At 62.1% G+C, this 15,734-nt stretch carries 12 protein-coding genes; 1 reads left to right on the top strand and 11 read right to left on the bottom strand.

Going from position 1 to position 15,734, the window contains the following annotated elements; translation table 11 throughout:
• The first annotated feature begins 3 nt into the window (after positions 1-3).
• Complete coding sequence (gene guaD / locus AB8B29_RS21280; RefSeq protein ID WP_037192301.1) at positions 4-1,362, top strand: guanine deaminase; 1,359 nt, start codon at positions 4-6, stop codon at positions 1,360-1,362.
• A 22-nt stretch (positions 1,363-1,384) separates the two neighbouring features.
• Here the strand turns inward: guaD and AB8B29_RS21275 are convergent, their stop codons facing one another.
• The 11 genes from AB8B29_RS21275 to murA form a co-directional block, all read right to left on the bottom strand.
• A complete protein-coding gene (locus tag AB8B29_RS21275) occupies positions 1,385-3,655 on the bottom strand; it encodes an FdhF/YdeP family oxidoreductase (protein WP_092573573.1) in 2,271 nt (756 codons plus the stop codon).
• Positions 3,656-3,831: 176 nt separating this feature from the next.
• Positions 3,832-4,782, bottom strand: coding sequence for a lytic transglycosylase domain-containing protein (locus AB8B29_RS21270; RefSeq protein ID WP_037192307.1), 951 nt, complete (start codon positions 4,780-4,782; stop codon positions 3,832-3,834).
• Positions 4,783-4,888: 106 nt separating this feature from the next.
• Positions 4,889-6,004, bottom strand: coding sequence for an anhydro-N-acetylmuramic acid kinase (locus AB8B29_RS21265; RefSeq protein ID WP_037192311.1), 1,116 nt, complete (start codon positions 6,002-6,004; stop codon positions 4,889-4,891).
• Between the two features lie 10 nt (positions 6,005-6,014).
• A complete protein-coding gene (locus AB8B29_RS21260; RefSeq protein ID WP_037192313.1) occupies positions 6,015-7,031 on the bottom strand; it encodes a serine hydrolase domain-containing protein in 1,017 nt (338 codons plus the stop codon).
• 24 nt (positions 7,032-7,055) lie between these two features.
• The gene (locus tag AB8B29_RS21255; RefSeq protein ID WP_037192315.1) at positions 7,056-8,795 is read right to left on the bottom strand and encodes an ABC transporter ATP-binding protein; all 1,740 of its coding nucleotides are present in this window, start codon (positions 8,793-8,795) and stop codon (positions 7,056-7,058) included.
• A complete protein-coding gene (locus AB8B29_RS21250) occupies positions 8,792-9,631 on the bottom strand; it encodes an ABC transporter permease (protein ID WP_037192317.1) in 840 nt (279 codons plus the stop codon). The genes AB8B29_RS21255 and AB8B29_RS21250 overlap by 4 nt, the downstream gene beginning before the upstream one ends.
• Positions 9,631-10,590, bottom strand: a complete 960-nt coding sequence (locus tag AB8B29_RS21245; protein ID WP_037192319.1) for an ABC transporter permease — start codon at positions 10,588-10,590, stop codon at positions 9,631-9,633. The genes AB8B29_RS21250 and AB8B29_RS21245 overlap by 1 nt, the downstream gene beginning before the upstream one ends.
• A gap of 27 nt (positions 10,591-10,617) precedes the next feature.
• Positions 10,618-12,138, bottom strand: a complete 1,521-nt coding sequence (locus tag AB8B29_RS21240; protein ID WP_037192320.1) for an ABC transporter substrate-binding protein — start codon at positions 12,136-12,138, stop codon at positions 10,618-10,620.
• 80 nt (positions 12,139-12,218) lie between these two features.
• Positions 12,219-13,142: an N-acetylmuramic acid 6-phosphate etherase gene (murQ, locus tag AB8B29_RS21235; protein WP_037192321.1), complete on the bottom strand. Its 924-nt coding sequence runs from the start codon at positions 13,140-13,142 to the stop codon at positions 12,219-12,221.
• A gap of 273 nt (positions 13,143-13,415) precedes the next feature.
• Positions 13,416-14,306, bottom strand: coding sequence for an N-acetylglucosamine kinase (locus AB8B29_RS21230; protein WP_037192322.1), 891 nt, complete (start codon positions 14,304-14,306; stop codon positions 13,416-13,418).
• A complete protein-coding gene (murA, locus tag AB8B29_RS21225; protein ID WP_037192324.1) occupies positions 14,303-15,559 on the bottom strand; it encodes a UDP-N-acetylglucosamine 1-carboxyvinyltransferase in 1,257 nt (418 codons plus the stop codon). The genes AB8B29_RS21230 and murA overlap by 4 nt, the downstream gene beginning before the upstream one ends.
• Positions 15,560-15,734 lie beyond the last annotated feature (175 nt).

Here is a 15,734-nt window from a genome sequence, read left to right as displayed (position 1 = left end):
GCGATGGATTTGCGTGGCAAGACCCTGAGCGCATCGGGCTTTCATTCACCCGTGCGCGGCAAGATCGACATTCTGGATGATGTGCTGATCGAGATCGATGTAGCCGGCGCGATCAAAGCGATCCATCGTTACGGTGACCCCAACTATCGGACCATTCGCGACGCCCGCGAAGCCACCGGTGAATTGGTGACGCTGCCGAACGGCTCCTATCTTCTGCCAGGTTTCGTCGACCTGCATGTGCATGCGCCGCAATACCCGCAGCTTGGCGACGCGCTTGACGTTCCGCTGGAAGCCTGGCTGCAGAAACACACGTTCCCGCTGGAGGCACGCTATGAGGACCTTGTCTTCGCACGCCATGTCTATGGCCTGCTGGTCGACGACCTCCTTGCCAACGGCACGACGACGGCGTTGTATTTCGCCACCATACACCAGCAGGCGACCCGGGCGCTGGTCGATATCTGCCTCGAAAGGGGCCAGCGCGCCCTGATCGGCAAGGTGGCCATGGACAATCCGCAGGAATGCCCCGACTACTATCGCGACGCCTCGAGCGATGCGGCGCTGGAAGGCACTCGCGCACTCATCGATTATGTGCGCGGCCATCCCGACAATGGCGAAAGCCGCGTCCTGCCTGTGGTAACGCCGCGCTTCATTCCCTCCTGCACGGATGCAACGCTCGAAGGGCTCGGCGCGATTGCCCGGGAATGCGGCTGCCATGTGCAGACCCATTGTTCGGAGAGCGATTGGGAGCATGGCTACGTGCTTACCCGGCACGGCATGACGGATACCGAGAGCCTGGACCGCTTCGGCCTGCTTCGGCGCGGCACGGTATTGGCGCATGCGAACTTCCTGACCGCTGGGGATATGGAGACGATCAAGGCGCGCGAAGCAGCCGTTGCGCATTGTCCGCTTTCGAACGCCTATTTTGCCAATGCGGTCTTTCCGTTGCGGGCGGCGCTGGAAAAGGGCCTGCATGTCGGCCTCGGCACGGATATTTCCGGCGGGCCCAGCGCGTCGATGCTGGAGAATGCCCGCGGCGCGATCCTCGTCTCGAGGATGCTGCAAAGCGGTGTCGATCCGAACGTGCCGGCCGAAAGCCGCTCCACATTCGGACCGGCGCAGATCGATTTTCGCGATGCCTTTCATATCGCAACGGCCGGCGGCGGCGCGGCACTCGATCTGCCGGTCGGGCAGTTTACGCCCGGCTATCAGTTCGATGCCATCGTCATCGACACCGCCCACGAGAAGGGCACGGTGCGGCTGTTCGAGGATCGCGATGCCGGAGAAGGCATCCTGCAGAAGATCATTTACACCGCCTCGCGGCCGAATATTGCGGCCACCTGGGTCGGCGGCCGCAGCGTCTAGCCCGGTTTGCGCGCAGCCTTGCTCAAGCAGCCTTGCTGATGCGCACCGGAATGGACTTGTAGGAAGGCGTGCCGCTTTCCTTGTCCTGATAGTCAAGCGGGATCAGGCAATTGGCTTCCGGATAATAGGCAGCGACGGAACCCTCCGAGATATCGTAGGAAATCGCCGTCAGCTTTAACAGCCGCTTGCCGCCGGAAGGCAGCGCCGTCTCGATCTCGACGAGATCGCCATGCTCCAATCCCTTGGCCTCAAGGTCCTTGTCGTTCATGAACAGGACATCACGACGGCCGAACACGCCGCGATAACGGTCGTCGAGGCCGTAGATCGTGGTGTTGTACTGATCATGGCTGCGGATCGTCGCGAGCTTGAGGATACTTGAATCCGAAAGCGAGATGTCCTCATTAAGGCCGGAAAACAGCTTGAACTCGGCCTTGCCGGAAGGCGTCTTCCAGACGCGCTCCGTCGCCGGGAGCGGCAGGCGAAAGCCGCCGGGCACGCGGATGCGCTCATTGTAACGGGCGAAATCAGGATAAACGATTTCGATCTTGTCGCGGATCAGGTCATAGTCGGTGACCAGTTCCATCCACGCGACCTTGCTTTCCGGCAAGGTAGCCTGCGCCATGGCCGCAACGATGGCTGGCTCTGAACGTAGCTCCCCCGATGCCGGCTTCAGCCTGCCGCGCGAGGCATGCACCATCGACATCGAGTCCTCGATGGTCACCGATTGCGGGCCGGCGGCCTGAACGTCCTCTTCGGTGCGGCCAAGCACTGGCAGCAGGAAGGATTCCTTGCCGATCAGAAGATTGGAACGGTTAAGCTTGGTGTTCATGTGAACAGCAAGGTCCAGCCTGCGCATACCCTCGGCGCACATCTCGGGATCCGGAAGCGCGATCGAAAAATTGCCGCCGAGGCTGAGCAGCACCTTCGAGCGACCTTCGGCCATCGCCTGCATGGCGGCAACCGCATCATGGCCGTGATGGGCCGGGGACTTGAAACCGAAGGCGCGCTCGATGCCCTCAATCAGCGCGGCATCCGGCTTCTCGGTGATCCCGACGGTACGATTGCCCTGCACGTTGGAGTGTCCGCGCAGCGGGCAGATGCCGGCGCCAGGTTTACCGAAATTGCCGCGCAGCAGCAGAAGATTGGCGATCTGCTGCACATTCGCAGTGCCCTTGGCATGCTGGGTGATACCCATGCCGTAGGCGACGATCGTTGCCTTGGATTTGGCATAGGCGGCGGCGACCTGCTCCAGATCGGCGCGGGAAAGACCCGATACGCGCTCTATATCAGCCCATTCCGTCTGCTTGATATCGGCAACCAGCGCGTCGAAACCGCTGGTATGCTCGGCAATGAACGCATGATCGAGCACGTCTTCCGAAGTCTCGGCAAGTGCCAGAACGCCCTTCATGATACCCTTGAGCGCAGCGGCATCGCCGCCGATCTTCACCTGGTAGTAGGAGGAGGCGATCCGGGTCGATCCGAAGGTTCCCATTTCGATCGGGCTCTGCGGGTCGGCGAAGCGCTCCAGCGCCCGCTCCTTCAGCGGATTGAACACGATGATCGGCACGCCGCGGCGCGAGCACTCGTGCAGTGTGCCCATCATGCGCGGATGGTTGGTGCCGGGATTGTGCCCCATCGAAATGATCAGGTCGCACTGATCAAAATCGTCGAGCGATACCGTGCCCTTGCCCATGCCGATCGATTGCGGCAGACCGACACTGGTGGCCTCATGGCACATGTTCGAGCAATCGGGGAAATTGTTGGTGCCGTATTCCCTCGCGAAGATCTGGAAGAGGAAAGCCGCCTCGTTGGAGGCGCGGCCCGACGTGTAGAATTCGACCATATCCGGATTGGGCATGCTGCGCATGACTTCGCCGATGCGGGTGAAGGCATCTTCCCAAGCAATCGGCTTATAAGTGTCGCTTGCGCGATCGTAGACCATCGGATGCGTCAGCCGACCGGAATTCTCCAGATCATAGTCGCTCCAAGTCAGGAGTTCGCTGACCGTATGCTCGGCGAAGAAATCCGGCGTCACGCGCTTGTTTGTCGCTTCCCAAGTGACTGCTTTCGCACCATTTTCGCAGAATTGGAAGGTGGAGGTATGCTCCTTGTCGGGCCATGCACAGCCGGGGCAATCGAAACCCGTCGGCTTGTTGGTGCGCAGGAGCAGGCCGGGCGCCTCGGTGACTTCCATCTGGTCACGGACCGCCTTGGCGGTGGCCTTGAGCGCTCCCCAGCCGCCGGCCGGGCTGTTGTAGGCACGGATCCCAGGGACTTCACGCTTATGCGCCATTGCACGCTCCTTTGGTTATCCCGCGGCTTCCTCCCAAAGGTCGGGCCTTAACGAATAAGCGCGAGCCAAGAGGGAGTAAAGTCCAATCAGTGGGCACTCGATCAGACAAGCGCGGCGCGATGCGACGATGGCATGCCTCCGGCATTCGAGATCGGCATCTGAGGTCAGCAAGAAACTCAATTCTTGAACACCAGGCAAGTGCCGCCCTGTTGCCGGACCTGCGTGCAAACGGCATCCGCCTCGGCACGCGTCTGCCTGCCGATACGCGCGGCAAAGCGGATGCGCCGGCCGAAATCCGCATTACGCTGACGCACGATCAGCGGCTTTTCCGCGTTCAAGGGAGACTGCAACTTTCGGACATTTGTCGCGAAAAGGTTGCGGGCGGCATTAACCTGGAAATGCTCTGCCAATTGAGCGCCCCAGGGTGCCCATGGCCGCTCTTGCTCCAAGGCGACCTGCTTCAGCCGCCGACTTCCAGCAAGGGCAACACAGGATTGAACAAAGGGCTTGCCCTTGTCCAAGTCCGGCGCGGCGACGTCGGGCGGTCCATCGCGCCACTCCTCGACCGTATGCGCGGTGATCGCGCTCACATAGCTGCGCGTCTCATAGGGAAGATCGCCGGAATTCAGAAAATTCGCCAGGCCCGCCTCGCCGGCATTGTAGGCGGCGGCGGCCAGCCCGAGATTGCCGAACCGGTTGCGCAATTCGTCGAGATAGGAAGCTGCCTTGCCCAGCGCTTCGAGCGCATCATAGCTGTCGCGGACGCCGCGAAGCTTTGCCGTCCCAGGCATGAACTGGGCAATGCCTTGAGCGCCTTTCGGGCTGACGGCATCCGGCCGAAACGTGCTCTCGCGCCAGACCAGCCGAGCCAGATAATCCGGCGGCAGACGGTTGATGCGGGCGAAGTAATCGATAGCCGCACAGAGATCCCTGTTATAACTTTCCTTGCGAATGCAGAGCGTCTCGCCCGTGCGCGTGATCATCGGGCCGGAGACGCAGGCCGGTGGCGCAACGCTCCATTCCGGCTGCGCGCTCGCAGGGCGAAGGGCCGAAGCCACGACGACACATATAATGGCAAAGGCGACCACGCCGCCGACAAAGCCTGCTCGATGCTGCCTGCCTGCCATCCGTGCGATATCCGTCCAAGCCAGTTCGATCGCATAATTGCGATCTCTTCATAGCATCGATGGGCTGCAGCGAAAACCTTTGACGGCGTGATGTTGCTGCCGGCGATTATCCGGCGAGACGTCCGCCGCGCATGGGCTCCGGCGCACCCGTCGTGCCGGGGAAGCTGATCGGCAAGCCGCGCAGCACACGCACGGCCAGAAATGCAAAACATTCCGCTTCAACGGCATCGCCACGCCACCCGAGGTCTTCGGCAAAGATCGGCTCTACACCGGCGCGGCTTTGCATCATCGACATGATCGTCGGATTGTGACGGCCGCCGCCACTGACGACAACCTTCTTCGGCCGGCGCGGCAACAGATCGAGCGCCTTGCCCACGGCGCCCGCCGTGAAGGCCGAAAGCGTTGCAGCACCATCTTCAGGGCTGAGCCCATCCGCCATCGAAGCACCGAAATCGAAACGATCCAGCGACTTCGGATAGGGTTTGCTGAGATAGGGGTGCTGCAGCAACTTCTCGAGCCGCGCCTCGTCCACTTTGCCAGCCCGACCGAGCGCGCCGTCGCGGTCCATCTCGCCGAGACCATGGGACTTGATGAAATCATTGAGCGGTGCATTGGCAGGGCCGGTGTCGAAGGCGACGAAATTGCCCTCGCCGTCCCACCACGTGATATTGGCGACGCCGCCAAGATTGAGGATAGCGGTCTCGCCAGCCGCGCCCGCGCCGCGCAGCAAGGCGGTGTGGTAGACGGCGGCAAGCGGCGCACCCTGGCCACCGGCGCGCATATCGGCCGAGCGGAAATCATAGGCGACCTTGGTGCCGAGGATGGACCGCATCAACTCGCCATCGCCGAGCTGGCGCGTCTGCCCCAGCCGATCTTTCTGTGGTGCCCGATGCAGCACGGTCTGGCCGTGGAACCCGACAACGCCGATGTCTGCCATGGTCATGCCGTTGCTCTCGACCAATTGCCTGACAGCCTCCGACTGCGCCCGCGTCAGGGCCTCTTCCGCCTCCTTGAAGATCGCCGGCTCGGGGCCGTCGAAATTCCATGCCCGCGCTTGCCGCAGCGTCTCCTCCAGAAGCGTCCGGATCCAGTCGGGATAGGGAGCCAGAACATAGGGGCCGAATTCCTCGATCCGCTCGCCATCCGTCTTCAGCATGGCAACATCGATATTGCCGTCGAGAACGGTTCCGGTCATCAGACCGACTGCCCATATTGGTTCCATGATCAGGCTCCTAAGCTGCGTTGACGCGATCGCCGACAGTTTGACGAAGCGTCAGGATGCCACTGTCGAAATGGCGTGTCGGATGAATGCGGTTGGTGAGCAAGGTCCAGGCCCTGCCCTTGTCGAAATCGATCCAGAGGCCGGTGCCGGTGAACCCTGTGTGGCCGATCGTCTCCGGCGAGCACAGCGTCCCACCGGACCAACCGTCATGGGCGCGCTCCCAGCCATGCGTGCGTGTGGCCGAAAGCGGTGCGCGCATCAATGCGATCGAGCGGGCTGATGCGCCGCTGCCATCGAGCAAGCCCCCGGCAAAATCGAGGATTGCCGCTGCCGTTCCGAATAGCCCGGCATGGCCCGCACCCCGAAGAGCGGAGCAATTATCGTCATGGACTTCGCCCGACAAGACGCGATGACGCCACGTGCAGTCTTCCGTCGCGGCCGCCTGATCGGGCTCGGCGGAAAAGGCAAAGCCCCGCCCCGGGTCCATGGCGCGGATCGTCTGGCCGGTCAGGCGTTCGAGCGCGAAGCCGAGAAGAATGAAATTGATATCGGAATAGACGGGTGGGCCGGCCCGCCATTCGCGCTGCAGGATGAAAGCGCGCAATAGGTCCGGATCGTGGCCGTAGGTATAGATCGGCTCGACCGCCGGAAAAGGCGTCTGATGACCGAGGCATTGGCGAAAGGTCACCTTTCGCTCCCATGCCTCGGCGCTGTACTGACGCAGATCGGGCAGAAGTGTCGTCAGCGGCGCATCGAGATCGATGGTGCCGGCCTCCGCCAGCGCCAGGATGCGCGATGTGGTGAAAATGACCTTGGTGAGCGATGCGAGATCGAACCATGTATCGACCAGCATGGGCCTGACGCTCGGGACCTTCTGCGCCGAACCGACGGCACGTACCAGCCGGTTGCCGTCGAGATCGACCATGCCCAGAACGCCGCCCGGAATGCGCGTTGACGCGACGGCCTGTTCGAGCGGCGAAAAGGCCCGATCGAAACGCTCCTCAAACTGCATACCCTCTCCCGTCATATCTCGCCTTCCCGCCGGCTTGCTTCAGGCTTCCGCCAGAGCGATGTGATCCGGCGCGAACCGGCGCCATTCCGGTGTTGCCGGCTCGAAACCGAGAGGACGCACCAGCGAAGGAACCTGACGCGTGTCGAGCGCGAAATTCTCCTTTCGCCGCGCGACCGTCGGGACTGCCGAGATCAACCGCCTGGTATAGGAATGCTTTGGCTGCGACAAGATCGAGGCCGCATCGCCGATCTCGACGATCTGGCCGGCATAGAGCACGGCGATGCGATGGGCGATCCGCTCCACCACTGCCATGTCATGCGAGATGAACAGATAGGCGAGCCCATATTCGCGCTGGAGCTCTATCAACAGGTTCAAGACCTGCGCCTGAACGGAGACGTCGAGTGCGGAAACCGCCTCGTCGAGCACCAGCACGGACGGGTTCAGCATCAGAGCGCGCGCGATGCACAGTCTCTGGCGCTGGCCACCGGAAAACTCGTGCGGGTAGCGTTCAAGGGCATTTTCCGGCAAACCGACACGCTTCAGCAGCATGACCATCCGCTCCCGCGTGCCTCCCGACAGACGGCCACCGGCCGCGATCACCGGTTCGGCGAGAATGCTGTCGACCCGAAGTCTCGGGTTGAGCGAGGCGTAAGGATTCTGGAAGACCATCTGCACCGCGCTCGTGCGGTCGGCAGCCTTGCCGCCACTAGTCGTGAACGTGCCGCGCGTCGACTTGACCAATCCAAGGACCGCCCGCGCGGTCGTGGATTTGCCGGAGCCGCTCTCGCCGACGATCGCCAGCGTCTCGCCCGGCATCAGATCGAAGCCGACCCCTTCCACGGCATGAACCGCGCCGGTCGCACGACGCAGGAAGCTGCTCGACACCGCGAAACGGACGGTCAAGCCATCGACCTTCAGCGCCGGTTTGGTCTGAGATTCATCGCGCTGAAAATCCGTGCGCGCGGCACTCCCGGCAGCGAAATGCGGAACCGAATGCAGCAGATGCTGTGTATAGGGATGGATGGGATTATCGAGGATCTGGTTAAGTTCGCCCTGCTCGACCGCCTCTCCGGCCTGCATAACCATGACCTTGTCGGCAATGCCGGCGACGAGGCCGATATCGTGGGTGATGAAGATCATCGACATGCCGGTCTCGCGCTTCAGCTCGGCGAGCAACGCCATGATCTGCGCCTGCACGGTCACGTCGAGCGCGGTCGTCGGCTCGTCGGCGATCAGCAGGCGCGGATTGCAGGCAAGTGCCGTCGCGATCATCACACGCTGAAGCATGCCGCCGGAAAGCTGGTTCGGACAATAGGTCAGGCGTCGCGCGGCATCGGGAATGCGCACACGATCCAAGGCATCCTTGGCGGCGGCCGTCGCTTGGCGGCCGGTCAGACCGCGATGCAGCCGAAACGATTCCTCGATCTGCGTGCCGATCGTCAGCACTGGATTAAGGGACGTCATCGGTTCCTGGAAGATCATGCCGATCTCGGCGCCGCGGATCTTCGTCAGCTGTGCCTCGCCGGCCGTGGTCAGGTCGAGAACGCTGTTATCCGCACGTTTCAGCCGGATCGAGCCGCCAGTAATGCGACCGCCGCCGAAATCGACGAGGCGATTGATCGAAAGCGCCGTGACGGATTTGCCCGACCCACTCTCACCGACGATCGCCAGCGTCTCGCCGGCTTCGAGCTCGAAGCTGACTCCGCGAACGATGGGATTTGCTTCCGGGTTGCGTCCGAAACCGACGCGCAGATCCGAGACCGACAGCAGTGGGCTCATACGGTGGACCTCCGCATTTTCGGATCGAGAATATCGCGCAGGGCATCGCCGAGCAGGTTGAAGCCGAGAATAGAGATCATAATGGTTATGCCGGGGAAGATCAGCAGCCAGGGCGCTGTTTCCATAAGGTTGCGGCTGTCACTCAGCATCAGCCCGAGCGAGGAGGCCGGCGGCTGCGTTCCCAAACCGAGAAAGCTCAGGCCCGCTTCGGTCAACAGCGACCAGGCGAGCGCCAGCGTCACCTGCACCGTCAGCGGCGCAACAAGATTGAGCAACAAATGCCGCGTCAGGATGTAAGACCTGCTGCTGCCGAAGGTGCGGGCGGCATCGACGAAGTCGCGTCCCTTCAAAGACAGCGCCGGACCGCGCACGACGCGGGTAAAGATAGGCGTGTAGACGATCGCGATCGCCGCGACGCTGGTCCAGGTGCCCGGCCCGACGATGGCGATAATCAGGAGCGCTAGAAGGATCGCCGGGAAGGCCAGAAGCACGTCCATCGTCCGCATAATCACGCCGTCCCAGCGCTTTCCGGACCAGGCTGCGGTCAAACCGAGCACGGTGCCGATCAGGCTTGCGGCGGCCACGGACAGGAAGGCGACGGTGAAGGATTCTCCGATGCCGTTCATCAGCCGGCTTGCGACATCGCGGCCGAAGAGATCGGTGCCCATCCAATAGGTGAGATTGGGGGCATGCAGGCGGTCGATCCGGTTCTGCATCAATGGATCGTGCGGGGTAAGCCCCAGCATGCCGAGAATGGCAAGCACGATATAGATGAGAACGATGATGCCGCCGATCCGGCCGCTCATATGTCCCAAAATGGCCTTGACGATCCGCATCAACCCTCTCCCAGACGGACGCGCGGATCGAGCGCGACATAGGCGAGATCGACGAGCAGGTTGACGATCATGAAGTTGAAGGCGATGAACAGCACGCTACCCTGCACCAGGGCATAATCGCGCTGCAGGATGGCGTCGAGCACCATGCGGCCGAGTCCGGGCAGAGCATAGATCTGCTCGACGAGAACCGCGCCGCCGAGAAGATAGCCGAACTCGACGCCACTGAGCGTCACCACCGGGATCAGCGCATTCGGCAACGCATGCCGCCAGATGACGCCACGCGCCGGCACGCCGCGACTGCGGGCCGTGCGGACATAATCATCACTCAGAACATCGAGCATGGCCGAGCGTACGACGCGCGTGACCGAGGCGGCGAAGGCGAAGCCAAGCGTCAATGCCGGCAGGATCATCTGGCCGAGATTGCCGAGCGGATCCTGCCAGATGGGCGTGAACTCCCCCATGGTCGGCAAGACACCGAAACCGGCCGACAAGGCATAGATCAGCAGAAGCCCGAGAACGAAATTCGGCGTCGATTGCCCGATCATGGCGACGATGCGCACGGCAAGATCGGAGAACCTCTCGTTTCGTGTCGCGGCAAAGACGCCCGCCGGCAGGCCGATGGCAAGCGCGATCACCATGGAGAGCAACGCAAGTTCGAGCGTCAGCGGGAAACGCTCGAGGATGATGTCGAGCACCGGCTTGCCGTAGGTGACGGAAATGCCGAGATTGCCCTGGAATATGCCCAGGAGCCAATGCCAATACTGAACAGGCCAGGACTGGTCGATGCCGAAATAGGTGGCAAGGGCCTGCCGCTGCTCCGGCGTCAGCAGGCCCGCATTGGTTCCGAGCATCGCCGTGATCGCGTCACCCGGCACCAGCCGGATGGCGACGAAGACGAGGATGGATACGCCCAGCATGATCAGCGGGAATGTCATGAGCCGGCGCGTCAGGTATCCCATGGCACTTCCTCTAAATCTCGACTGCCGTCACTTGATCGAGACTTTGGCGAGGCCGAACAGCGAGCCCGTCGGCGTCGGCACAAAGCCCTGAACATTCTTCTGTTCAGCCGTGTAGCCATAAGCCGTGTAGAGCCAGATCCAGGGCGAGACTTCGGCGATGTGCTTCTCGAATTCGGCAAAGATCGCTTTGCGCTTGGCCGGGTCGGTTTCGACGCGCCCCTTCTGCATCAGGCTATCGAGCGTGTCGTCGATGTAATTGGCGACCTTCTGCAGATTGCCGGTCTTCGTCCAGTACCGGTTGTACATGGAGTAAGGATCGGCGCTGCCGCCGTTGAGCGCGACCGCCATGTCGAAATTGCCCTTCAGCCAGGTATCGACATAGACGTTGAGCTCCATCACCTTGATATCGAGCTTGATGCCGATTTCGGCGAGCTGCGACTGGATGACCTGCGCTTCGGCTGTCGCCGTCGGCGGCTCGCCGGTGGCGGCGATCACGGTCGCGGAGAAGCCATTGGCAAAACCGGCATCGGCCATCAGCTTCTTTGCCTTCGCTACGTCGCGTGTATAGCAGAAAAGCTGGCCGGGATCGGTGGCGTAGAGCGGCATCGTCAGCGGCCCGGTCACCTTGCCCTCGCCGAGCGCGGCCGTATCCATCACGTCCTTGCGGTCGATGGCGCAAGAGATCGCCTGGCGCACCGCAAGCTGATCCATCGGCTTGCGGGAGGGATTGAGCTGCAGGACATTGTAGGAAAGCACCGGCGTGCGGGTGAGCTGCAGCTTCGGCTCCTTAGGCACCAGTGTCGCCACGAGCGGATCGTTCAGGAGAGCGAAATCGATTTGGCCGGTGCGCAGCGAGGCGAGGATGGCCGTTTCATCGGGCAGTACGCTGATGTTGATGCCGTCGACGCCGATGGCGCCGCCTGCCCAATCCTTGTTGGCGCTCAACACTTCCTTGGAATTCGGAACCCAGCTGTCGAGCTTGAAGGGGCCGGAACCGATCGCCTTCGTGCCGATGGTGCCGGCGGCAATTTCGCTCGCCGGAACAACCGCCGCATTGAGGCTGGTCATCGCCGTCAGGATCGGAACGTCAGGCTGCGACAGGTTGAACACAACGGTATTGGCGTCGGGCGTATCGATGCTCGCGATCGACAAGAAGTTGGCGCGGGCGACGGCGCCGGTCGCCTGGTCGAGGATGCGCTGGAAGGAAGCCTTCACGTCGGCCGAGGTCACCGGGGCGCCATTCTGGAACTTCGCCTTGGCGTTGAGCTTGAAAGTCAGCTGCTTGCCGTCGGGTGAAAACTGCCAGCTGTCGGCAATGCCGGGCACGATCTGCAGACTGCCATCGAGGCGAACGAGCGGCTCATAGATCAGTTCCAGCAGCCGGATGGAGGAAAAGGCCGTCTGCTTGTGCGGGTCGAGCCCGGTCGCATCCTGCGACCACGCCATGCGCAGCGTCGCTGCCTCAACCGGCATCGCGACCACCGCCATGCCAAGCCCCGCCGCCAGCACGACCCCCGAAATCAGTTTCCTTGCAAAATGCCCTTCCATTCCCAGCCCTCCGATTTTTTCAAATGTCCCCGGCCGATTTTGGCCAATTGATTGCTATCGCGGCGCGCCGCGATCTTCCCTTAAGCAGTCCTAGCGTTGATGGCCTTGCGCAAGAATCCATCAGCGTTTTGCAATGCCGCGCGGGCTTCTTCAATGCCCATCCCGGTTATTTCCATGAGAATGGCAAGCTTGACGTCATTGCCTGTCAGATCGAGAACGCGGCGTGCCTCCTGCTGCGAGCAGCCGGTCGCCTGCATGACGATGCGCGCGGCGCGCGCCACCAGCTTCTTGTTGCTCGCGCTGACGTCGACCATCAGATTCTGATAGCTCTTGCCGATGCGGATCATGCTTGCCGTCGTCAGCATGTTAAGAATGAGCTTCTGCGCTGTGCCGGACTTCAGGCGCGTCGAGCCTGTCAGGATTTCCGGACCGACAACCGGAGAAATCGCCAGATCGGCGATGCCGGCAATAATGGAATTGGGATTGCAGGACAGGGCGACCGTAAAGGCGCCGATGCTCTTCGCATAGTTCAAGCCGCCGATGACATAGGGCGTGCGACCGCTGACGGCGATGCCGACAACGACATCGGCTGCCGTCAGATTGATGTCCCGCAGCGCCTGGCGTCCCTGCTCGGGATCATCCTCGGCTCCCTCGATCGAGCGCCGCAGCGCATCCGGCCCGCCTGCAATCAGGCCGATGACCATCTCCGGCGGCACGCTGAAGGTCGGCGGGCATTCGGAGGCGTCGAGCACGCCGAGCCGGCCGCTGGTCCCTGCCCCCATGTAGATCAGCCGGCCACCCTTCTGGAAGGCGGCGACGATCTGGTTGACGGCGGCGGCGATGGCCGGAATGACCTTTTCGACGGCGACCGGCACCGTCTGATCCTCATAATTGATCTCGCGCAGGATATCGAAGGTCGGCAGCAGATCGATATGCATCGTATTCGGATTGCGGCCTTCGGAAACCAACTGCTCCAGTTCGGATATCAACTTCTGCTCTGTCATGGGCCTGTTCTCGAACTAACGCTTCGACATCAATAGGTCAGGAGATGACAAGCCCGACCAATGAAGCATCGGACCCGCCTCAGCAAAATTCGGTTTTTCAACAAAACGGAAGACTGAAATCAGCCAGGATGCAGCCGGCCTTTTCGGCTTCGTTCTGCGCCCATTCCCTGTTTACCTTTATTAACACTATGTCCGTTTATTCCTTCAGTCAATCACAAAAGGAATAAAATATTCCATTTTTTCGCGCGAAAAACCGCTGCGCCAACCTTCCCGTCAACGCTGGCGGATTGCCCTTCTGGCAAGGATGATGGCGCCCGAGACCGCATCGCCATCGATGGGCTTGAGGCTGCGGCGCACATCCGGCGCAAGCCAGGGCTCGAGCGGACTCGCCAAGCCGCCAAGCAGGCAGACGCGCGGCGCACCCTTCTCGAACAGGGTGCGAACCAATGTGTCGATATGCCCTGCCGCGCTTTGCACGATGCGCCGCGCCACGGCATCGCCCTGGTCGGCATGACGCAGAACCATCGGCGCAAGTGTCGCATAGTCGGTGGCGGATGCGCGATCCATCCAGGCCACCGCTTCCATGGTATCGTTCTGGAATCGCTGCATGATCTCGGCCAGCAATGCCGTCTTCTGCTCGCGGCCATCATGGGCGCGAAGCGCGAACTGCACCGCATTCAGCCCGAGGTAAGCGCCACTACCCTCGTCCGAGATCGGAAAACCATAACCACCGACCCGCAATTGCCGGCCCTCGACGAGACCGAGCCCGATCGACCCCGTGCCGGCAATGACGATTGCCCCATCCCGGCCGGAATGGGCGCCGAGGCAGGCTCCCTCGCCGTCGCTGACGAAGTCGATGCTGGCAAAGGGATGTTCTATGGCCCTGAGGGCTGCAAGCGCGCCCTTGCGGCTGATGCCGGCCAGCCCGACGCCTGCATGGATACGCTTGATATGCACGGCGCTCAGACCCGCCTCTTCGATTGCGGCATCGAAGGCCCTGACGATGGAAGCCCAGGCTTCCTCGACACCGAGCCGCGTCGTCGCGGGACCGGACAATCCCTGCCCCAGTATCGTGCCGGCGGTATCCTCGATGCGAGCGCGGCAACCGGTGCCGCCGCCATCGACGCCGAGGAAATAAGGAGAGGTTTCTGCTGCAGCGGTCATGACGTCAGCCGTTCGATATCGGCGCCGCAGAGGCGAAGCTTGCGATCAAGCTGCTCATAGCCGCGATCGAGATGATAGACGCGATTGACGATGGTTTCGCCTTTCGACACGAGCGCCGCCAGCACCAGCGAAACGGAGGCGCGAAGATCCGTCGCCATCACCTGCGCCCCCTTGAGCGGCGCACCACCCCGCACCAGGGCCGTTGTGCCCTGCAGGGTGATGTTGGCTCCCAGCCGCATCAGCTCCGGCACATGCATGAAGCGATTTTCAAACACCGTCTCGCGGATCAGCGAGGCGCCCTCGGCGCAGCAGGCAAGAGCCATGAATTGCGCCTGCAGATCGGTCGGGAAGCCCGGATAGGGTTCGGTGGTGAGGTCGGCGCCCTTGAGCGGACGGTCTCTGGAGACGACCAAGCCGCGATCGCTCGGCCAGACACTGACGCCCATGGCCTCCAGCGCCTGTACGACCGAGGCAAGATTTTCCAACCGGGCATGGATGAGCTCGAGCTGTCCACCGGTGATGGCGGCGGCCACGGCATAGGTTCCCGCCTCGATACGGTCGGGGATGCCGTGGTGTTTGGCGGGACGCCAGCTGGTGTCGCCATCGATGAGGATGCGATGCGTGCCCGCCCCTTCGATCCGCGCACCCATGGCGCTGAGGCAGGCGGCGAGATCGGCAACTTCCGGCTCACGCGCGGCGTTCAAAATCTCCGTTTCACCCTTGGCTGCGCAGGCGGCCATCATGGCCGTCTCCGTCGCGCCGACGGACGGCGAGCTCAGCACGATGCGGGCACCCTTCAGCCCATTGGCAGCCGAAGCGACGATTAGGCCGCTTTCGATCGCGATATCGGCTCCCAGGGTCGCAAGCGCCTTGATATGCATATCGACAGGTCGGGCACCGATGGCGCAACCACCGGGAAGGGAGACGCATGCTTGACCGAAACGGGCAAGCAGCGGCGCCAACACCAGGACGGTCGCTCGCATGCGCCGCACCGTATCGTAGGAGGTCTCCTTCGAGACGATGGCGCTCGGATCGATCGTCGTGCCGTGCGCCGCACGCGTGATCTTCGCCCCATGAAGGGCAATGACGCCAAGCATGTTCTCGACATCGCTGACGACAGGCAGGTTGGTCAGCTCGAGTGGATGCGGGCTCAAAAGGGCAGCCGCGATCTGCGGCAGGGCCGCATTCTTGGCGCCCGAAATCGTCACGGCGCCCTGCAACCTTTTGCCGCCAGAGATGCGAAGTCTATCCATGATCAGAACCCGTTGAAGAGAGGTGCGACGTCCCAGAGACTCCGCCGCCTGCTTCCTGCAGAAGATTATTCGACCATTCCAACCTGTCAACGGAAATTGGAATTTTTTATTCCAATTCTCTATGGTAACCTCTATCGCTCAAAGCATGGTTGCCCGGCTTCATCCGAATGCTATT

This window comes from Rhizobium sp. 11_C7_N12_5 (assembly GCF_051811145.1).
Lineage (GTDB): Bacteria > Pseudomonadota > Alphaproteobacteria > Rhizobiales > Rhizobiaceae > Rhizobium > Rhizobium lusitanum.
This window is presented reverse-complemented; position numbering and strand designations above follow the sequence as displayed.

Bases quoted from the DNA above. Each gene is read 5' to 3' on its own strand.
- guaD (WP_037192301.1), top strand. From the start codon at position 4: ATGGATTTGCGTGGCAAGACCCTGAGCGCATCGGGCTTTCATTCACCC.
- AB8B29_RS21275 (WP_092573573.1), bottom strand. From the start codon at position 3,655: ATGGCGCATAAGCGTGAAGTCCCTGGGATCCGTGCCTACAACAGCCCG.
- AB8B29_RS21270 (WP_037192307.1), bottom strand. From the start codon at position 4,782: ATGGCAGGCAGGCAGCATCGAGCAGGCTTTGTCGGCGGCGTGGTCGCC.
- AB8B29_RS21265 (WP_037192311.1), bottom strand. From the start codon at position 6,004: ATGGAACCAATATGGGCAGTCGGTCTGATGACCGGAACCGTTCTCGAC.
- AB8B29_RS21260 (WP_037192313.1), bottom strand. From the start codon at position 7,031: ATGACGGGAGAGGGTATGCAGTTTGAGGAGCGTTTCGATCGGGCCTTT.
- AB8B29_RS21255 (WP_037192315.1), bottom strand. From the start codon at position 8,795: ATGAGCCCACTGCTGTCGGTCTCGGATCTGCGCGTCGGTTTCGGACGC.
- AB8B29_RS21250 (WP_037192317.1), bottom strand. From the start codon at position 9,631: ATGCGGATCGTCAAGGCCATTTTGGGACATATGAGCGGCCGGATCGGC.
- AB8B29_RS21245 (WP_037192319.1), bottom strand. From the start codon at position 10,590: ATGGGATACCTGACGCGCCGGCTCATGACATTCCCGCTGATCATGCTG.
- AB8B29_RS21240 (WP_037192320.1), bottom strand. From the start codon at position 12,138: ATGGAAGGGCATTTTGCAAGGAAACTGATTTCGGGGGTCGTGCTGGCG.
- murQ (WP_037192321.1), bottom strand. From the start codon at position 13,142: ATGACAGAGCAGAAGTTGATATCCGAACTGGAGCAGTTGGTTTCCGAA.
- AB8B29_RS21230 (WP_037192322.1), bottom strand. From the start codon at position 14,306: ATGACCGCTGCAGCAGAAACCTCTCCTTATTTCCTCGGCGTCGATGGC.
- murA (WP_037192324.1), bottom strand. From the start codon at position 15,559: ATGGATAGACTTCGCATCTCTGGCGGCAAAAGGTTGCAGGGCGCCGTG.